Origin of the sequence: Cellulophaga sp. 3_MG-2023 (assembly GCF_030546975.1) — a bacterium.
Classification (GTDB): Bacteria; Bacteroidota; Bacteroidia; order Flavobacteriales; family Flavobacteriaceae; genus Cellulophaga.
In genome coordinates this window covers 553,755-573,875 of sequence record NZ_JAUOPS010000001.1, presented here as the reverse complement: position 1 = coordinate 573,875, position 20,121 = coordinate 553,755, and the positions used below count along the sequence as shown (strand labels likewise).

The window sequence follows — 20,121 nt, the reverse complement described above, 5'->3', positions numbered from 1 at the left end:
CTATGAATTCATTTTTTAGTATTGTAAAATTAGATTATATACAACGTACAAGAAGTTATGCTTTTTTAATAACTCTTTGTGCTAGTTTAGCAATTGCGTATACTTTTGTACCAGAGCCTAATGCTAACTATTCTACAATTAGAATAGCAGATTATATTGGCGTTTATAATTCTGCTTGGTTTGGCTATGTTACCGCTATAATGACAAGTATTTTTTTATCATTAATAGGTTTTTATCTTGTTAATAGTGCTATAAAAACGGATATAAATACTAAAGTTGGACAAATTATAGCTACTACAAGAATTAAAAATTTTAGTTATTTACTTAGTAAAGTATTAAGTAACTTTTTAGTTCTTTTAACTATAGCTCTTGTAGTTTTTATAATGAGCATCATACTTTTCTTTTTATATAATGATAATTATTCTTTTAACCTTTTACAGTTTATAAAACCATACGCTCTTATTACGGCTCCTGCATTATTTTGCATTGCTGTTATTGCTGTTGTTTTTGAATTAGTATTAAGTAAATATTCTGTTTTACAAAATGTCTTATTCTTTATTATTTATTCTACTCTAATTTTGTTTTCTCCTAAAACAGAAAACAGTTACACATTAGACATTTTAGGAAGCAATGTTGTAATACATCAATTAGAGAAACAAGTTAAAACCATTACAAAATCTACAACAGATACAAATTTAGCAATAGGATATATAGTAGGAAATACAAGTAACTTAAACAAATTTGAATTTAACGGTATAGATTTCCCTACTTCTTTTGTTGTAAGTCGTTTTCTATTGGTGGTTTTAGGTCTTATTATAATACTTGTTTTGTCCAAATTTTTTCATCGATTTAATATAACTAAGTATTCTACATCTAAGGAACAAGAAAAGAGCATAAATAAGCCTAATACAACACACCAAATTAATTTAAAAGAACTATCTAATGCGCAAATAAATTATAGTATTTATCCATTATTAAAAGCAGAAATGCTACTTATACTTCGTAAAGGAAAAAAGTGGTTATGGATTATTAACATATTGGGAATGTTACTTTTACTATTTCTTCCAATAGCTGTTTCTTTCAAATTTATTTTACCTATTTTATGGTTTTTACAAGTACACAGGATTTCAGATTTATCGGTAAAAGAAACAACATATAATGTAGACTATTTTTCTTACTCTGCTTACAAGCCTATTTCTAGAGTTCTGTTTTCTCAACTATTAGCGGGTGTTTGCTTATTCATTTTTTTAGCTTTACCATTAATATTACGTTTGGCCATTAACTTAAATTTTTCATCTGTAGTTTCTATATTGTTGGGAAGTATATTTATAGTATTATTAGTAGTTACGCTTGGTATATTATCTAAAGGAAAAAAACTTTTTGAGGTCTTGTTTTTTATGATAACCTACGCAAACATTAACAATATTAATTATGCAGATTATTTTGGAGCCTTAGGAAGTACTAATTTGTTTAACTGTAAGATGATGTTGTTATTAGTGAGTTTAAGTACATTCTGTATTATAGCAAGAAAAAGAGAACTTAAAAAATAACAGAAAATTATGATTTTATCTCGTTGTTATACTTTAGTTTTACGCACTTAATTATCAAGAATCTCAAAAAAGAGATAGCAACCTGCATTAACAAGCAAGGTGCTAAAAAAGGATAAGCCAATACTTTGGAAAAAATGTTAATTCAGATCCACTTATTTGTCCTTTTCTTTTTGGTTCTGCAAAACTAAAAAAATGACATCTATTAAAAACAACAAGCCTAGGTTTATTGCTTTACTCCCATTATTTGTATTTGTATTTACATTTTTAGGTGTAGGTATTTATCAAAATGATTTTTATGCTTTACCTGCACCTATAGCAGTTATAGCCGGTATTATTGTAGCTTTTTTAATTTTTAAACAAAGCATAAAATCTAAAATAGAAACACTTTTAGCTGGTTGCGGAGATAGTAAAATACTAACAATGTGTTTAATATATTTGTTAGCTGGTGCTTTTGCTACAATTACAAAAGAAACTGGTAGTGTAGATGCTATTGTAAACCTTGGTTTAGATTTTATAGCCATACAATATATCTACTTTGGAGTATTTATAATTGCTGCATTTTTATCTATATCTACAGGCACATCTGTTGGTGCAATAGTTGCACTAACTCCTATTGTTATTGGCTTTGCAGATAAAGGAGGTGTGTCATTAGCTATACTTTGCGGCGCTCTATTAGGTGGTTCTATGTTTGGAGATAACCTTTCGGTAATATCAGATACTACAATTGCAGCAACACAATCCTTAGGCGTAAAAATGAGTGATAAATTTAAGCAAAACATAAAAATTGCTTTACCAGCAGCACTCTTTACAATTGCTATTTTAATAGTTAAAGGCGCTGCTTTAGAGTCTAACAATTTAGAAGATGTTACATACAATTATTCATTACTAAAAATAGTTCCTTACATATTAGTAATTGCGCTATCTGTAATTGGCGTAAACGTATTTGTTACACTATTGTTAGGTGTATTAATAGCTGCCGCAATTGGTATTTTTTATGGTGATTTTACACTTATTGAATCTACCAAAATTGCTTACAATGGATTTACAAGTATGACAGAGATTTTTCTACTATCATTACTATCTGGTGGATTAGCTGCATTAGTAGCTAAAAATGGCGGTATAGATTATATTTTAAATAAGATTAAAACCCTTATAAAGAGTAAAAAATCTGCTCAATTTGGTATTGCAACCTTAGTTAGTACAGTAAATATGGCTATAGCAAACAATACAGTTTCTATTATTATTTCTGGTTCTATTGCAAAAACCATTAATGATGAGTATAAATTAGATAATAAAAATACAGCTTCAATTTTAGATATTTTTGCCTGTATTACACAAGGTTTACTACCTTATGGAGCACAAGTATTAATGATTTTGAGTTTTTCTGATGGAAACCTAACTTACACAGAACTTATTGGTAATACTTGGTATTTACTTTTGTTATTTATCTACACCATTATTTACATTAGCTTATATCCTTTTAAATTGAAGAAAACTAGTATAAATTAAGATATAGTTCTATTAAAATTTATCTAAAAAGTTATCTTCGCGGCTATGTGGATGTATTTAGGTCTTTTATCGGCTTTATTTTTAGGGTTACATAATTTATGTAAAAAGCACGCTGTACAAGGTAATGAAGTGTTTCCTGTACTTTTAGGGACTATAACAGCAGGTTTTTTGCTGTTATTACCTTTTTATTTAGGTTCTAAATTTTATCCTGAATACACTAAAGAAGTAGGTTTTTACATTACAGATATTCATTGGAAAAAACACGGTTATATTGTTGTAAAATCTATGCTAATGGCTGGCTCTTGGGTTTTAGCATACCAAGCGCTAAAGCATTTACCCATTACTATTGTAACACCCATACGCTCTGCAGGACCTTTTTTTACATTTATAGGTGCTATTTTTATTTACCAAGAACAACCTAATCACTGGCAATGGATAGGCTTTTTTTTAATTATATTTTCTGTTTTTTTATATTCTAGAATTGGAAAAAAAGAAGGTATCAATTTTAAAAATAACAAATGGATTTTTGCTATAATTGGTGCCACATTTTTAGGTTCGTCTAGCGGATTATATGATAAATTTTTAATACAAAACGTAAATTTAAATCCCCAAACATTACAATTTTGGTTTTGCTGGTATACAATTTTAATTTTATTGGTAATACTTGCTATAACTTGGTTTCCTAAGGCAGAAAAAAGAAATGCTTTTAAATGGAGATGGTCTATACCAGCTGTTGGTATTTTATTGCAAACAGCAGATTATTTTTACTTTAAAGCATTACAAGATCCTGATGCTTTAATTATGTTATTATCTGCAATAAAAAGAAGCCAAATATTAATTGCTGTTGTCTTAGGCGGAATTTTATTTAAAGAGAAAAATAAGCGTAAAAAACTAATTCCGCTTGCAGGTATACTTTTAGGCGTAGCATTAATACTCTACTCTAACTAGCTTATATAATATATTTTAAAAGCTCTCTTTTAAAGTTTTAATATCTTTTATTAATTGCTGTATAGCTGTTTTGTTTAATCCATTATAAATACCTCGTATACGTTGGTTTTTATCAATTAACACAAAATTTTCTGTATGTAAAAAATCGTTTTCAGTTTTTAATTCACCCAAATCTTCTTCAATAAAGTAGGCATTTCTACCTAAATCATAAATATTACTTCTATCTCCTGTAACCAAGTGCCACTTATTAGATACTATACCTCTATTCTCTGCATATTCTTTTAAAATAGCTACAGTGTCAATATCTGGTGTAACGCTATGTGATACTAATAAAACATCGTCATCATCTTTAAAAGTTTCTTGTAAAACACTCATATTTGAAGTCATTTTAGGACAAATACCAGAACAAGTAGTAAAGAAAAAATCTGCTATGTATATTTTATCTCTAAAAGTATTACGTGTTACTATGTTACCGTCCTGATTTAGTAAACTAAAATTAGGTATTGTATGTATTTCTTTAAGTTCTTTACTATCTTCTGCTAGCCATTTTGGAGTAAAACTAGATTCATTATAAAACGGCAAAGCACTTACGCTTTGGTTTTCTAGATTTTGCTTACAGCCAACAAAAAGAGTCGTAACTAAAAAGATAACAACCACATTACTTAATTTGTACAATCTCGTCTTCCAACTGAAAACAAAGGTTTGCTCTTTTAAGTCCAAAAATTCTTCCGTCTTTAGCTTCATAATTATTATAAATTTTTCCGTTTTTTCTCCAAGCTTTTTGTATGCCTTCTTCTCTACCGTTTACAATATTCATTTCTTTAAACTTTGCCCCTGTATTGTACCACTGTTGTTGCAACCCATTTACAACTCCTTCTTTAAAAACAGATTTAGACCTAAGTTTACCATTACGCCACCAAGAATTTACAACACCTTGTTTTTTTCCGTTTTTATAATATGCTTTATAACTAAGTAAACCTGTGTAAAACCACTTTTTATAGTCGCCCTCTTTTTTACCGTTTTTATAGCTAATACTTTCAGATTTTCCTCCGTGTTTATAAAAACTAACGGCCAAACCAGTAAAAGGCTTGCTTTTGTAATACACAAGCCCTTCATTACTTTTTACTTCTAATTTTTTCTTAGACACAGCAATACTAGGTGTGCAACTACTAACAAAAAAGAGTATTGCAACTAATACTAATTTATAAAATAGTATTTGGCGTTCCTTGGTAGTCTCCTGGAAATAAGATGTAAAATTGATTAAGATATAATTCATTTTGTATATGATAATGGTATTCTTCCTCTGTTGTATGTTGTGTGGTACTTATGTGTCCGCCAGAAGCATCTAAATCTGTAGGGTAATCACTTGTAGCATTACATTTTCTTCCATACAGAAAAAAACCATCTGCCATAATACCAATTAAATTTTGATCATCATTAGACCACGCTTTAGTTTCTAAATGATAATGATAACTTTGCGGACCTGTATGAGCTGCTGTAAAATCTAAAGATCCTATTGCATCATCTAAAGGCACATTTGGCCCCTCTTCATCATTATAAATCATTGCACCACTAATTGCAATGCCAATTGCTCCTAGTCCTGTAGATATACTTGTTGTTGCTTTAATGGGGTTTTGGGGAACAGTCAGCGAGTATGAACCATTAAAGTCATCTATATTTCCAGGAGCCATTTTATCATAACTTGTAACCGTAGGTTCTACAAATAAAGCGTGATTTGTATCTGCGGCTTCAGTTGTAAGTGTGTTTCCCATTGGGTCTACAGCACTACGTCCTGTAGTATTAGACCAATAAGGAGATGTATGGTTTGGCATTCCGTTAGTTTCTATTTCTACATCAGAGCCGTTTAACAAAATAGTTACATTATCTGTATCAAATTCAGCAAATGCTGTATGTAATTCTCCTGTTAACTCAGAGTCGTCTGTATCATTTTCAATAGAATTACTATCATTACTACAGGCTAAAAATGCTACTGTAGTAATGATAGCAAGTACTAATATGTTTATATGTATTAATTTAATCTTCTTCATATTTTTACATTAAATAATTCCTATTTAGATGGCCTTTCTCTTTTTTCTGGTTTAGGCATTTTTTCTATTTCTTTTTTAGTTAAAAAGCCATCTTCATTAGTGTCAATTTTTTTAAAATCTTTTAATAAAGGCCCTTTTACTTCTTTTTTTGAAAGTTTACCATCTTTATTAGCATCCATTTGCTTAAAAATTTCTTCAATTGTTGGTCTTTTTCGTTGCTCTCCTTTTGGTGGTTGGGCTTTTAAACCAATTGCAAAAAATGCTATTAACACCACTCCTAAAACTCCCTTTTTTACTCTTGTACACTTCATAATATTTGTTTTTAAAATTCAACTATTTAGATGTCAAAGATGTATATTAGTTTACTACAGATGTTTTGTTTTAAGTAAAATTACTGCGGTTTTAAGTAGAAGCAGGTACACATTCTGTGAAACCCTATTATGTGTAGATGAATGATGCTGTTTTAGACGTTGAATTGATTTTTTATTTTATTTATTTGCAATATGAATGCAACTATTAGATTTATTTTTCAGTCCATATTATGGCTAGTACTTTGGTTTATTTTATGGTCACAACAAGGCTATGACACTATTTTTTTAGAAAGAAATAGTTTTTCTGCTATAGGTCAAATAATTCTAATAGCACTACTTATATACTATACTGCACCAAAATTTTTGTTTACTAAAAAGCACTTTAAATTTGTTTGTATTTCTATTATAGCGCTTACTATATTTATTATAATACCATCTACTTTACTGCCACTAGACCAAGCGCAACATATCCCCAGAATGCCACAAATAAGGAATGTAAACAGACCATTACCTATGCCACCATCTAGGCATCTAACACAGGTATTATTACTTTTAATAGCATATATTTTAGCAACCGTAGTAGAATTTGTGGTTTATACTAAAAAGAAAGAAGAGGAAATAATTATTAGTAAAAATGAAAATTTAGAAACAGAATTAAAGCTGCTAAAATCACAGATAAATCCTCATTTTTTATTTAATGCATTAAATAATATTTACGCATTATCTGCTATTGATACTGCAAAAACCCAACAAAGTATAAGTTATTTATCTACAATGCTTAGGTATGTATTATATGAGTGCGAAAGACCTTTTGTTTTACTATCTAAAGAAGTAGAATATATAGAAAACTACATAAAGTTATTTACGCTAAAAAGCAGTAAAAAATATCCTATTACAATGACATTTAACACGCTAGACAATAACATACAAATAGCCCCTATGTTATTAATACCATTTGTAGAAAATGCAATAAAACATAGCAATATAGAGCAAAGAAAAGATACCTTTATAACTATAAATTTATCAGCAGATAAAGAAAACATAAACTTTAAAGTAGAAAATAGTATTGCAGATAAAGATATTTTAAAAGATGAAGTTGGTGGTATTGGCCTAGATAATGTTAAAAAACGATTAGAAATACTATATCCCAACAAACATACTTTATCTATTTCTAAAACCAGTGGTATTTTTAAAGTTGAATTAAACCTACAAAAAAATGTATAAGTGTATTGTTATAGATGATGAGGAGCTAGCAAGAGCTTTGTTAATTAGTTATATTGATAAATTAGACTACCTGGAACTTGTAGCTGATTTTGAAAATCCTGTTGAGGCTATAAGTACAATTAAGTCTGAAGCTATAGACCTACTCTTTTTAGATATACAAATGCCTAACTTAAAAGGAACAGATTTTGCCAAAATGATACCTTCATCAACCAAAATAATATTTACCACAGCTTACTCTGAGTATGCTTTACAAGGCTATGAACTTAATGCGTTAGACTACTTATTAAAACCTATAACTTTTGAGCGTTTTTTACAAGCCGTAAATAAGTTAGAAACCAAAAATACAATTGCTAAACCTGTAAACAATACCATAACTATTAAATCTGGTTACGACTTACACAAAATACAACTAAAAAATATTACGCATATAGAGAGTGATAGTGAGTACGTAAATTTTTATATGGTAGATGGCAAAAAAATAATGAGTCACCAAACATTAAAATCACTAGAAAAATCTTTAGACCCTAATTTATTTATGAGGGTACACAGGTCCTTTATCGTAAACAAAACCAAGGTTACAAGCTTAAAAGGCAGAGACTTACTGCTATCTACTTTAAACATACCTGTAAGTGATAGTTATTATGAAAAAGTGAAACAACAGTTATTTTAATTAAAAGTAAAAGCCTAGCTATACAAACATTAACTAGGCTTTAATTTACAAATTTAACAGTCTAATTAAAACTCTCTTTTTCCAAATTCACTATCAATAAATTTAGATTTATTTTTGTTTGCATTAAATGTATAAGACAGATTTAAAGAAACCATATCTACCTCATACTTATAATTTGTTGTTGTATAAAATTGGTCTGGTCTAGATGTAGTAATACGTTGCTCATTTGTATTTAAAAGTCCCATATCTATATTTTGCCATTGCAACGTTGCTGTTAATTTATTATCTAAAAACGATTTTCTAAAAGTCAAATTTGGCGAATAAAATCTGGAGTCCTCTCCCATTGCCGTGTTTCTCTCTGATAAATAATTAAACGAAAACTGTGCGCTAGCATTTTGCCAAAAATTATAAGTAGAGTTTAAGTTTATAGAGTAAATAGTTGCTTTACTATTTATACCGTATGTGCGTGCAATACCATCTCTGTGATTAAAGTTTAAAGCACCTTTAATATCATAACTATATACATTTGCACCTATAAAGTTAGACCAGTTTTTAGTAGGCTTAATAGTTGCACCTACCTCTAAACCATAAGAATTACTTTTACCTACATTAGAAAAAACACGATTAATAATGGTATCTATAACAGCACCATTTTCTTGATAAGCAAGCACATTAACACGGTTAATTACATTTTCTACGTGCCTGTAATATGCAGTAGCAAAAAAGGAGTTTCCACCTTTTAATTTTTGTATTATACCTACTTCTACCAAATCAATAAACTCTGGTTCTAGTTTATTATCACCCTGCTCAAATACTTCAGAGTGCTCACGCTCTGCAAAACTATTCATTTTTAAAGTAGTTGTACGCTCTACTCTTTTACTGTAAGCTGTTTTTAGTTTTGTTTTATCACTTAACTTATATTGTAATGATGCAGACGGAAAAAGCTTTACAAAATCATAGGTATAAGTATTAGGAGATATTTCACTCTTTAAAGATTCTGTATATTCCCTATCCATAGACTCCAACCGCACACCAGCAGCATAATCCCACTTGTTTTTTGCTCCTGTAAGTTGTGTGTATCCAGAGTTTATGGTTCTATCTAAAGACACATCACTAGAAAACTCTGGCACTAAAATACCATCTCTTTGATAAACAAATTCTCCTGTATGATCTAAATTACGAAACTGATAACCAAGCTCTAAAGTACCAAAAGAAAAAGGTTTAAACTTATAATCTAAATTTACACGTGTACCATACAACGGGTTATCATTTGTATTGTATTCTTGCTGATAAATAATAGTATTATCAGGATTTCCTAAATTATCGTTTACTGTTGGTCCGCCTAAAAATGTATATTCATATAAAAACGATGCAGATAAATTAGAGTCATCATCAAACTTATGCTCATAATCAAAACTACCCAAAGCAAAATCTCCTTTTCTAATTCTTAAGTTGTGATTGTAATATGTAAATGTATATAACCTATTATCACTATTTGATGGTGACACTGCATGATTGTCATAATAAACAATATCTGCTAGCCTATCTTTTGTATGTTTTCCTGCAAAAAAACCAACAGAATAACTATCTCTCTTATTAGGAGTATAATCTGCATTAAACCTACCATTATAACTAATTTCGTCAAAACTACGTTCACCATCAGAAGGTAAAAAAGTAGTTTTATTTTCGGCTTGGTTTACAATAAACATATCTCCTTCTCTTCTACCTGTTTTATCATTACGTTGGTAACTAGCTCCTAAAGAAAAGTTCCATTTATCCGTGCGTTTATTTAGCGTTGCATCTATACCGTAACGCTGTGCAGCTTCTTTTGTATCATATTCTTCTATAGACGGAAAACCGCCACGTACATTTACCTGTGTGTACGTACCGTTTGTAGCTCCTTTTTTAGTTATAATATTTAAAATTCCGCCTTTGCCCTCAGGGTCATACTTTGCAGATGGCGCTGTAATTAGTTCTACAGACTCTAAAGCATTAGCTGGTAATTGTGCTAAAATTGCACTAGCATCTCCTTGCGTTGGTTTACCGTTGACTAATACAGAGAAACCTTGGCTACCTCTAACACTTATTTCTCCCTGACCATCTACAGTAACAGATGGCAAATTTTTAACTACATCTACAGCAGAACCTCCTTCACTACTTTGATATTTTTTAGTATCAAAAACCTGACGATCTATTTTATGCACAACAGCAACCCGTTCTGCTTGTACAACTACTTCATTTAACTGGTTTCCTAAAGATAGTTGTATGGTTCCTAAATCTATACTAGCACCTTTTTTAGATACAATAACGTCTACTCTTTTTGTAGTATAACCTAAAAAAGAAGCTTCTAAAAAGTAGGCTCCTGCTTTTACATTAGGTATCACAAAGGAGCCATTTAATTCTGTTATAACACCAGTAACTAAACTAGAGTCTTTCTTTTTATAAAGTGCAGCTGTAGCATATTCTAAAGCTAAGCCATTGCCAACGTCTGTAATTTTACCTGTAATTTGTGCTGCTGCATTCTGTCCTAAAAAGTATAAGACAAAAAGAGATAATAGTATTTTAAGTTTCATATTTGTAGTAAATTTTAGTTGCTAATTTACTTGCATTAACAACGTAAGAATGGTGTATATAACTAAATAATGGTCTAATTTATAAGCTAAAAGATTTTTTGTACTGTAAAGGTGTTTGCAATACATATCGTTTAAAATATTTTGTAAAGTGCGATGTATCTTTAAACTCTAAATCATATGCAATTTCACTAACAGATTTGTTAGTATACAATAGCTGCCTTTTTACTTCTTTTATAATATGTTCTGCTATAACATCTGATGCTGTTTTACCAAAAACCTTATTACATAATGTATTTAAGTTTTGAGAAGTTACACCCAATTTATCTGCATAAAAAGTCACGTTATTTTTAAGGTTTAATGATAATAGTTCTAAAAAATTAGAAGTAACATTTGTAGTACCCAAAGTAGATTCTTCATTTAAAAAGCCAACCAACTTAGCTAGAATTGACTTTAAACCACCTTCAATAACCTCCTGATTAACAAATTCTTGTTTAATTTCTAAACTCATCGCTTTAAACAAGTATTCTAAAGAACTATTAACTTCTTTAATTCTAACCTTAGAACTATTTTTTAACTTGTGTAGTTGGGTATTTATAAACTTATCTAAGGTCTTCTTTAAAAAGTTTTCTTTAATAATTATGACATAACCTTTTGGTTCTGTATCTATTTCCCAATTGTGAACCTGGTTCTTTTTTACTAAAAAAAATACAGGAGGTTTAATCTCATAACTTTTAAAATCTATGTGATGATAGCCACATCCTTTGGTAAAGTAAACAATCTCTAAATACTTGTTGTGCTTGTGTGGTTTTGTATAACGTTTACGTGTATCAAATGGTTCTATTTTTATATCTAAACTAGAAGAAATTTTATTATATGTTTTAATAGAACTTTGCAAGTTAATTTAAATTTGGTTTTAGTAAATGTAAAAAATATAAGAGGTAATTGATAAAAGGAGTATCTATAAAATTTGTTAAAACCACGAAAAGGATTTCGCTAAATACTAACTTTATAATGTTTATACAACACTTAAAATAAAGCTAAAATTTAGCGTACTAAAAACAAAAAGGAGCCATATAGGCTCCTTTTTAAATTTGTATAATCACGTTTATTTTAATCCACGTGCTTTTAGCATTGGTTCAATTTTTGGGTCACTACCTCTCCAATTTTTATACATAGCTTCTAAATCTACTGTATTTCCTCTAGAGAGTACCATATCTCTAAAACGTTGGCCATTTTCACGAGTTAAACCTCCATTGTTTTCAAACCAGTTGTAAGCATCGTGGTGTAACATTTCTGTCCATAAATAAGAGTAGTATCCAGCAGCATAACCACTACCAAAAATATGTGCAAAATAAGTAGACCTGTAACGTGGTGGCACAGCACTAACAACATCTAACTTAGTTTTATGCAATGCATCTTTTTCAAAAGCATTGGCACTACTTACATTAGCATCTGCAGCAATTGTATGCCATTGCATATCTAAATTAGAAGCAGCTAAATTTTCTGTTAAACTATATCCTTGATTAAATGTACCTGCTTTTTTAATTTTATCTATTAAAGCTTGTGGTATCTGCTCTCCTGTTTTATAATGTAATGCGTAATTTTTTAATATTTCTGGATACAAGGCCCAATTTTCATTAAACTGAGAAGGAAACTCTACAAAGTCTCTTGCAACAGCAGTACCAGATAAAGAAGGATATTCTTGATTTGCAAAAAAGCCGTGTAATGCGTGTCCAAATTCATGAAACATTGTACTAACTTCATCATACGTAATTAAAGCAGCATCACCTTCTGCAGGTTTAGGGTAATTACACACATTGTAAATTACAGGTTTTTTGTTGTATAAGTGAGACTGAGTTACAAAATTACTCATCCAAGCACCACCTCTTTTACTTGGTCTAGCAAAATAATCTGCATAAAATAGACCTAATTTATCTCCATTTTCTTCAAACAACTCATACACCATAACATCTTTATGGTAGGTAGGAATGTCTTTTCGTTCTTTAAAAGTAATACCGTATAGTTTTTCAGCAGCATAAAAAACGCCCTTTTCTAAAACAGTTTTTATTTCAAAATATGGTTTAATAGCGTTTTCATCTAAGTCATATTTTTCTTTTTTAACCATTTCTGCATAGCGGTTCCAATCCCAAGCGGCTAAAGTAAAATCTTCTCCGTTTTTGGTAATCATTTTTTGTATTTCTTCTGCTTCATTTTTTGCTTTAGTAGTAGCCGCTGGTATTAAACCATTAAACATCTTAAATACATTCTCAGGTTTTTCTGCCATAGTACCTTGTAAACTCCATTCTGCATAATTAGTAAAACCTAATAACGCTCCTTTTTTAGCTCTTAAATTTGCAATTTGCAGAATTATATCTTTAGTATCATTTTTAGTACCGTCTGCTCTATTAAAAGCTGCTTTAAATATTTTTTCTCTGGCTGCTCTGCTTTCTAAGCTTTGTAATAATGGTTGCTGCGTTGTGTTAAGCAATGGAATTTTCCAACCTTCACCATCTTTATTTTCTAATGATTTTAATTGAGACTCTGTTAAACCAGCTAAATCTTCCTTATTTGTAAAAACTATAGCTCCGTTATTATTGGCAGACAACAAAGTTTTATTAAAACTATTAATAAGCGTTGCTAGCTTTGTGTTGTATTTTTTTAATGTTTCTTTATCTTCAAAACTTAGGTTTGCTCCTGCTTTTTCAAAAGCTTCAAAGTAAGTTTCTAATAACTTATAAGACTCTGGATCTAAAACTAAACTATCTCTTTTTACATACAATTCTTTTACGCGCTCAAACAAATTTTCATTTAAATAAATACCATCTTGTAGCTCAGAGAATTTAGGTGCCATTTCTTCTTGTACAGCTTGTAGCTCATCATTGGTATGTGCACCAGTTAATCCAGAAAAAATGTTTTGTACATTTTGCAATAGTGTACCACTCTTTTCTAATTCTAGTATTGTATTATCAAAAGTAGCTGGTTCTGTATTATTTGCAATTTTAGCTACAGCTTTATTCTGTGCAGCAATACCTTGTTGCAAAGCAGGTTTAAAATGTTCATTTTTAATTAATGTAAAGTCAGGCGCACCATAAGGTAGCTTACTTTCTACTAGTAAAGGGTTGTCTTTTGTACTCATAGCTTCTGGTTTAGTTGTTTCATCTTTAGTTTTACTGTCTTTACAAGAGGCAAACAAAATAATAACAAGGGCTACTGTGTATATATTTTTCATTAATATTAGTTTTTTTTAATTGGATATAAAGATACTTTTGTTACTAAGGTAACTCTCTTAAAATTGTCTTAATATTTATAGCATATACAGCAAGTTATCAAGTCTATCTCTCTTTTATTCTTATTATTTTTGTGTTTAAATTGATTTTTTATGTCTAGTTGTCATCATACTCACTACAAAATGTACAAACCTTACGGAGTACTTAGCCAGTTGTCTAGTAATGACAATAATCAAATTAAGAAAAAATTTTTATCTGAATTTTATAATTTCCCAAAAGGAATTATGCCTGTTGGTCGTTTGGATGAAAAATCTGAAGGATTACTACTTTTAACCACTAACGGCAAATTAAGTGATAAAATAAACAGATCTGGAATTGAAAAGGAATACTACGCGCAATTAGATGGTTTAATTACTGATGAAGCTATAACTAAGCTAGAAAAAGGTATAGAAATTGGACTAAACGGAACTACATACGTTACTAAAAGCAGTACTGTAAAACGCATTGAAGAACCATTACAGTTACCAAAACCAAATACTAAAATAAGATTAGGCAGACACAGGCCTAATAGCTGGGTTAGCATTTGTATAACCGAAGGTAAGTTTAGACAAGTGCGTAAAATGACTGCTGCCGTAGGCTTCCCTACCCTACGTTTGATACGTGTACGCATAGACAACATAATGCTAGATAACCTCACTGCAGGAGAAGTAACTCCTGTTTTATTATAACCTTATGATTTAACGAATTTGTTAATTTGATATTAAATAACGTTAAAAAAAAGAATGAACATTCATTTTTATATATCTTTGTACTTTCAAAACAAGGATATGAAATTAATTTGGAACATTTTAAAAGTGCTTCTTGCTATATTTATGATATATGCAGGACTGCAACATTTTATGAATCCGGAGTTTTTTAATCCCTATGTACCAGATGTATTGGTTTTTAAAACCTTTATAATTTATGCATCGGGAGTTTTAGAAGTTGGTTTAGGAATATTGTTACTAGTTCCAAAATTTGCTAGTAAAGCAGCTTTCTTCATATTTATATTAATGTTACTTTTTTTACCAATACATATTTGGGATGTGTTTTCAGAAACACCAGCAATTGGTAATCACCAAGCAGCATTAATAAGGTTACCAATACAATTAGTATTAATTGCATTGTCTTACAAATTATATAAAACTAACGCATAATGGCAAAATTACAGAAAAGCATAGACAAACGTAATGCCCTTGTTAAAGCAACTATAGAGTTGGTGAATAACAATGGTTTCCACGCTACTCCTATGTCTAAAATTGCTAAAATGGCAAATGTATCGCCCGCTACAATTTACTTGTATTTTGAAAACAAGCAAGATTTAGTAAATAAAACATACATAGAGGTTAAAGAAAAGTTTACAAGCTATGCTTTTGCTACCTATAAAAAAGAAATGTCTGTAGAAGAAGGTTTTAAACTCATATGGAACAGAATTGCAGAATTTAAATTTAATAATACAGAAGAAGCTTTGTTTTTAGCTCAGTGTGATAATACACCAATGGTAGATGAACCAAGCCGTGAGGAAGGAATTAAACATTTTCAGACATTATTAGATATATGGGAACGCGGAAGAAAAGAGAGTATACTTAAACAATCGTCTGATTATTTAATGTATGCATATACAATTATTCCTCTATCGTTTTTAATTATATCACAAAAAAGAGACACAATTAAATTAACCGAAGAACATATACAAGAAGCATATTTATCTGCTTGGAATAGTATAAAAGCAATATAAAACACAAATTAACATACATATACAATATGGAATTATTAGATAAATTAAATTGGAGATACGCTGCCAAAGCAATGAATGGAGAAATAGTTGCAGAGGATAAAATAGAACGTATTTTAGAAGCTGCACGTTTAGCACCAACATCTAGCGGTTTACAGCCTTTTGAAATTTTTGTAGTAAAAAATAAAGATATAAAAGAACAAATTAGACCAATAGCTTGGAACCAATCTGTAATTACAGACTGCTCTCATCTATTAGTTTTTGCTGCTTGGGACACATATACACCAGAGCGTATTAACTATATGTTTGATCTAACAAATGAAATTCGTGGTTTTGAAAATGAAGGTTGGGAAAACTACCGTCAAATGTTATTAGGTATGTACCCACAAAAAGACCCTGAAGAAAATTTTACACACGCTGCTAAACAAGCATATATTGCTTTTTCTCACGCAATTATGGCTGCTGCTTATGAAAAAGTAGATGCTACACCTTTAGAAGGTTTTGAGCCAGATGCTGTAGATAAAATTTTAGGTTTAAGAGAAAAAGGATTGCGAAGTGCAGTTTTACTACCATTAGGATACAGAAAAACAGAAGAAGATTGGTTGGTAAATTTAGTTAAGGTTAGAAAACCTATGACGGATTTAGTAACTGTAATAGAATAAATACAATATTATGATTCAGACAATTTTATTAAAAAACAGACCTGCTGGGAAACCTTCAGTATCAGATTTCGAATATGTAACAGATGAATCTGATTTAAAAATTAAAGATGGTGAGTTGCTTTTAGAAACAGCTTACGTATCTGTAGATCCTTACTTAAGAGGTAGAATGAGCGATGCTAAATCTTACGTCCCTCCTTTTGAACTAAACAAACCTGTACATTCTGGTGTAATAGCAAAAGTACTTGCTTCTAAAAATGAAAACTTTGCAGAAGGCGATTTTGTTTCCGGTATGTTAGACTGGAAAACACAACAAGTATCTACAGGAGAAATCCTTTTAAAAGTAGATAAATCTAAAGCTCCATTAAGTGCTTATTTAGGTATTTTAGGTATGACAGGTTTAACGGCCTACCTTGGGTTAACAGAAATAGGAAAACCAAAAGCAGGTGAAACACTTGTTGTTTCTGGTGCTGCAGGAGCAGTTGGTAGTGTGGTTGGCCAAATTGGTAAACTTTTAGGACTACGTGTAATCGGTATTGCCGGTACAGATGAAAAAGTAGAAATGCTAAAATCTAAATTTGGTTTTGATGCTGGTATTAATTACAACACTACTGAAAATATGACTGCTGCAATTGCAGATGCTGCGCCAAATGGTGTAGATGTTTATTTTGATAACGTAGGCGGACCAATATCTGATGCTGTACTTTTTAATATTAACAAATTTGCTAGAATGATTATTTGTGGTGCAATATCTGTTTATAATAATACAGAGTTACCACAAAGTGTAAGCGTGCAGCCATTTCTAGTAAAAAACAGTGCTTTAATGCAAGGTTTTATTGTTTCTAATTACGCAGAGAAGTTTCCAGAAGCAATGAAAGAACTATCAACCTGGTTAGCACAAGACAAACTAACTTATACAGAAACTATAGTAGAAGGTTTTGAGAACATTCCGTCTGCTTTTATAGACCTGTTTGATGGTAAAAACAAAGGTAAAATGATTGTAAAAATCTAAAAGATAGATTTTATCAACTTAAAAACTAAAGAAAATGAACAATTTTGAATACAAAAACCCAACTAAAATAATTTTTGGGAAAGATACAATTGAAAAATTAACTTCAGAAATACCAGTAGATGCTAAAGTTTTAATGCTTTATGGTGGTGGTAGTATAAAGAAAAACGGAATATACGACCAAGTTAAAACTGCTTTGGCAAAAGTAGATATGATTGAGTTTGGTGGTATCCCAGCAAATCCTGAGTATGAAACTCTAATGGATGCATTAAAAGTTATTAAAGACGAAAAAGTAACGTATTTATTAGCTGTTGGTGGTGGTTCTGTAATAGATGGTACTAAGTTTTTATCTGCTGCTGCATTATATGAAGGTGCAGAACCTTGGCAAATGCTAAAAAACAAAGAACGTCCTAGTAAAGGATTACCATTTGGAACAGTATTAACATTGCCAGCTACAGGCTCTGAAATGAATTCTGGTTTGGTAGTTTCTAGAAAAGAAACCAAAGAAAAACTTTCTATGGGCGGACCAGCATTATTCCCAACTTTTTCTATTCTAGATCCACAAGTAATTACATCTATTCCTAAGCGCCAATTAGCAAACGGTATTACAGATGCTTTTACTCACGTTTTAGAACAGTATATGACATACCCAGCAGGCGGTCTTTTACAAGATCGTTTTGCAGAAAGCATTTTACAAACATTAGTAGAGGTTGCTCCTACTGTAGTAGAAGACCCAACAAATTACGAAGCTGCATCTAACTTTATGTGGAGTTGTACTATGGCTTTAAATGGCTTAATACAACAAGGAGTTCCTGGAGATTGGGCTATACATATGATGGGACACGAGTTAACAGCCTTGTTTGGTATAGACCACGCACGTACGTTAGCTGTAGTTACTCCTAGTCACTACAAATACAATTTTGAAGCTAAAAAAGAAAAATTGGCACAATACGCAGAACGTGTTTGGAATGTAACAGAAGGTAGTATAGACGATAAAGCTTATGCGGCTATAGAAAAAACTGAAGCTTTCTTTCACCAATTAGGCATAGACACTAAATTATCTGACTATACTAAAGATTACGAAGGTACAGCAGAAGAAATAGCAAAGCGTTTTACAGAGCGTGGATGGAAATTAGGCGAACACCAAGCCCTGTTACCAGAAGATGCTGAGAAAATTGTAAAAATGGCATACTAAGTAATAAATATGAATTTAATTAAATCTGCAATTGTAGCATTAACTATAGTTATGGCTACAGCTTGCAACACTAAAAAAAACAATCAAGTTTCTGAAAAAGCTTTAGAGACAGTAAAAACTAAAAAAGAAAATAAAATGAAAGTATTATTTGTATTAACATCACACGATAAATTAGGTGAAACTGGTAAAAAAACTGGTTTCTGGGTAGAGGAATTTGCAAACCCATACTACACATTATTAGACAAAGGTGCAGAAATTACAATTGCAACACCAAAAGGTGGAGCTGCACCAATAGATCCTAGTAGTGATTCTCCAGATGCTGCTACAGAAGACACAGAGCGTTTTAACAAGGATGCAGAAGCAAAAGATAAAATTGCTAATACTAAAGTTTTGGCAGATATAAATGCTGATGATTTTGATGCTGTATTTTACCCAGGTGGTCACGGTCCTTTATGGGATTTAGCAAACGATGAAAAATCTATTGCTTTAATTGAAAAATTTAATGAGCAGAAAAAACCTGTAGCATTTGTATGTCACGCTCCTGCTGCCTTAAAAGGTGTTAAAGGAACAGATGGTAACCCATTAGTTAAAGGTAAAAAAGTAACAGGATTTACAAATTCTGAAGAAGAAGCTGTGCAACTTACAAATGTAGTGCCATTTTTAGTTGAAGATATGCTAAAAGAAAATGGAGGTATCTACTCTAAAAAAGAAGATTGGGCTGCTTACGCAATACAAGACGGTAACTTAATTACAGGTCAAAACCCAGCTTCGTCTGAGTTAGTTGCTGATAAATTAGTTGCTGAATTAAATAAATAATTGTAGTTGTTTGTTTATAATAAAACGCCTGTAAAGTAGATCTTTACAGGCGTTTTTATTTAATTTAAAAAAAATTGTATTACAAAATATAATTATCTGTAAAACAAGTTTTTAACACCAACAACTTAAATAAATAAGTTACTATGCTTCTTGCGTGTTTTTCTTAGACTTACGGTACATATAAGACTCAAAAATATTACGTTTTGCAAAACGATAAATCTTATCAGAATTAATCATTTTTACATATATTTTTTTAGGAACTCCAAAATACTCATAAGTAGTACCGTCTAAAAATGTTACTTCTAAAAGCTGACCATTATGCTGAAAATCTAAAATACCAGAAGTAGTTGTTAATGCTTTATATTCTTCTGCATTAGCCACTTTAGTTTCTGGAGCTATACTTACAAGAAAATGGTAACCATCTATAATTTCTCTACTTTTAATTTCTGCTTCTTCACGCTTAGCGTCACCTTCTTGAAACTTATCTGGATGCCACTCTTTAACTAATTTTCTATAACTAGTTTTTAATGACTTAAGTTCTATGTTATTCTCAACAGAGAACATTTTCTTATATTGATTTATTCGTTTCATTCAGGTACTTTTTTAAA

Annotated in this window: 20 protein-coding genes and 1 riboswitch; of the genes, 12 read left to right on the top strand and 8 right to left on the bottom strand. The window is 30.6% G+C overall.

Annotated elements, in window-relative coordinates; translation table 11 throughout:
* Window positions 1–2: 2 nt before the first annotated feature.
* The 3 genes from Q4487_RS02310 (at window position 3) to Q4487_RS02300 (ending at window position 4,007) form a co-directional block, all read left to right on the top strand.
* Window positions 3–1,550: a hypothetical protein gene (locus Q4487_RS02310; protein ID WP_303544352.1), complete on the top strand. Its 1,548-nt coding sequence runs from the start codon at window positions 3–5 to the stop codon at window positions 1,548–1,550.
* Between the two features lie 46 nt (window positions 1,551–1,596).
* Window positions 1,597–1,695, top strand: a riboswitch (SAM-I-IV-variant riboswitch).
* A 47-nt stretch (window positions 1,696–1,742) separates the two neighbouring features.
* On the top strand, window positions 1,743–3,059 hold the full coding sequence (locus Q4487_RS02305) for a Na+/H+ antiporter NhaC family protein (RefSeq protein ID WP_303544349.1): 1,317 nt from the start codon (window positions 1,743–1,745) through the stop codon (window positions 3,057–3,059).
* Window positions 3,060–3,104: 45 nt separating this feature from the next.
* Window positions 3,105–4,007 carry a DMT family transporter gene (locus Q4487_RS02300; RefSeq protein WP_303544346.1) on the top strand — a complete coding sequence of 301 codons (903 nt, stop codon included), beginning with the start codon at window positions 3,105–3,107 and terminating at the stop codon, window positions 4,005–4,007.
* 15 nt (window positions 4,008–4,022) lie between these two features.
* On the opposite strand, the gene Q4487_RS02295 is transcribed toward Q4487_RS02300, so the two are convergent.
* Genes Q4487_RS02295 through Q4487_RS02280 form a run of 4 tightly spaced genes read right to left on the bottom strand, consistent with a single transcriptional unit; the run spans window position 4,023 to window position 6,366 of the window.
* Complete coding sequence (locus Q4487_RS02295) at window positions 4,023–4,751, bottom strand: SCO family protein (RefSeq protein ID WP_303544343.1); 729 nt, start codon at window positions 4,749–4,751, stop codon at window positions 4,023–4,025.
* Window positions 4,666–5,154 carry a toxin-antitoxin system YwqK family antitoxin gene (locus Q4487_RS02290; protein ID WP_232732628.1) on the bottom strand — a complete coding sequence of 163 codons (489 nt, stop codon included), beginning with the start codon at window positions 5,152–5,154 and terminating at the stop codon, window positions 4,666–4,668. The genes Q4487_RS02295 and Q4487_RS02290 overlap by 86 nt, the downstream gene beginning before the upstream one ends.
* 55 nt (window positions 5,155–5,209) lie before the next feature.
* Entirely contained in the window at window positions 5,210–6,055 is an 846-nt protein-coding gene (locus Q4487_RS02285; protein WP_303544339.1) for a YHYH protein, read from the bottom strand.
* A gap of 20 nt (window positions 6,056–6,075) precedes the next feature.
* Complete coding sequence (locus Q4487_RS02280; RefSeq protein ID WP_303544336.1) at window positions 6,076–6,366, bottom strand: EF-hand domain-containing protein; 291 nt, start codon at window positions 6,364–6,366, stop codon at window positions 6,076–6,078.
* A gap of 192 nt (window positions 6,367–6,558) precedes the next feature.
* Here Q4487_RS02280 and Q4487_RS02275 point away from each other — a divergent pair, with 192 nt between their 5' ends.
* Window positions 6,559–7,590 carry a sensor histidine kinase gene (locus Q4487_RS02275; RefSeq protein ID WP_303544334.1) on the top strand — a complete coding sequence of 344 codons (1,032 nt, stop codon included), beginning with the start codon at window positions 6,559–6,561 and terminating at the stop codon, window positions 7,588–7,590.
* Window positions 7,583–8,260 (top strand): LytTR family DNA-binding domain-containing protein, encoded by a 678-nt coding sequence (locus Q4487_RS02270; RefSeq protein ID WP_303544331.1) that lies wholly within the window; start codon window positions 7,583–7,585, stop codon window positions 8,258–8,260. Before Q4487_RS02275 ends, Q4487_RS02270 begins: the two co-directional genes overlap by 8 nt.
* A 65-nt stretch (window positions 8,261–8,325) precedes the next feature.
* Here the strand turns inward: Q4487_RS02270 and Q4487_RS02265 are convergent, their stop codons facing one another.
* The 3 genes from Q4487_RS02265 to Q4487_RS02255 all read right to left on the bottom strand — a co-directional run bounded on the left by Q4487_RS02265 (window position 8,326) and on the right by Q4487_RS02255 (window position 14,062).
* Window positions 8,326–10,833 carry an outer membrane beta-barrel protein gene (locus Q4487_RS02265; RefSeq protein WP_303544328.1) on the bottom strand — a complete coding sequence of 836 codons (2,508 nt, stop codon included), beginning with the start codon at window positions 10,831–10,833 and terminating at the stop codon, window positions 8,326–8,328.
* 79 nt (window positions 10,834–10,912) lie between these two features.
* Entirely contained in the window at window positions 10,913–11,728 is an 816-nt protein-coding gene (locus Q4487_RS02260; RefSeq protein WP_303544325.1) for a helix-turn-helix transcriptional regulator, read from the bottom strand.
* A gap of 210 nt (window positions 11,729–11,938) precedes the next feature.
* Window positions 11,939–14,062: a M3 family metallopeptidase gene (locus Q4487_RS02255; RefSeq protein WP_303544322.1), complete on the bottom strand. Its 2,124-nt coding sequence runs from the start codon at window positions 14,060–14,062 to the stop codon at window positions 11,939–11,941.
* Between the two features lie 150 nt (window positions 14,063–14,212).
* Here Q4487_RS02255 and Q4487_RS02250 point away from each other — a divergent pair, with 150 nt between their 5' ends.
* The 7 genes from Q4487_RS02250 to Q4487_RS02220 all read left to right on the top strand — a co-directional run bounded on the left by Q4487_RS02250 (window position 14,213) and on the right by Q4487_RS02220 (window position 19,513).
* Window positions 14,213–14,788 carry a pseudouridine synthase gene (locus Q4487_RS02250; RefSeq protein WP_303544319.1) on the top strand — a complete coding sequence of 192 codons (576 nt, stop codon included), beginning with the start codon at window positions 14,213–14,215 and terminating at the stop codon, window positions 14,786–14,788.
* A gap of 99 nt (window positions 14,789–14,887) precedes the next feature.
* On the top strand, window positions 14,888–15,256 hold the full coding sequence (locus Q4487_RS02245) for a MauE/DoxX family redox-associated membrane protein (protein ID WP_303544316.1): 369 nt from the start codon (window positions 14,888–14,890) through the stop codon (window positions 15,254–15,256).
* Window positions 15,256–15,837: a TetR/AcrR family transcriptional regulator gene (locus tag Q4487_RS02240; protein WP_303544313.1), complete on the top strand. Its 582-nt coding sequence runs from the start codon at window positions 15,256–15,258 to the stop codon at window positions 15,835–15,837. Before Q4487_RS02245 ends, Q4487_RS02240 begins: the two co-directional genes overlap by 1 nt.
* Before the next feature lie 26 nt (window positions 15,838–15,863).
* Window positions 15,864–16,496, top strand: coding sequence for an NAD(P)H-dependent oxidoreductase (locus Q4487_RS02235; protein ID WP_303544309.1), 633 nt, complete (start codon window positions 15,864–15,866; stop codon window positions 16,494–16,496).
* 10 nt (window positions 16,497–16,506) lie between these two features.
* Window positions 16,507–17,505 (top strand): NADP-dependent oxidoreductase, encoded by a 999-nt coding sequence (locus Q4487_RS02230; protein WP_303544307.1) that lies wholly within the window; start codon window positions 16,507–16,509, stop codon window positions 17,503–17,505.
* Between the two features lie 34 nt (window positions 17,506–17,539).
* Window positions 17,540–18,697, top strand: coding sequence for an iron-containing alcohol dehydrogenase (locus Q4487_RS02225; protein WP_303544303.1), 1,158 nt, complete (start codon window positions 17,540–17,542; stop codon window positions 18,695–18,697).
* Window positions 18,698–18,706: 9 nt separating this feature from the next.
* Window positions 18,707–19,513: a type 1 glutamine amidotransferase domain-containing protein gene (locus Q4487_RS02220; RefSeq protein ID WP_303544300.1), complete on the top strand. Its 807-nt coding sequence runs from the start codon at window positions 18,707–18,709 to the stop codon at window positions 19,511–19,513.
* A gap of 141 nt (window positions 19,514–19,654) precedes the next feature.
* Here the strand turns inward: Q4487_RS02220 and Q4487_RS02215 are convergent, their stop codons facing one another.
* The gene (locus Q4487_RS02215; RefSeq protein WP_303544297.1) at window positions 19,655–20,104 is read right to left on the bottom strand and encodes a KTSC domain-containing protein; all 450 of its coding nucleotides are present in this window, start codon (window positions 20,102–20,104) and stop codon (window positions 19,655–19,657) included.
* Window positions 20,105–20,121 lie beyond the last annotated feature (17 nt).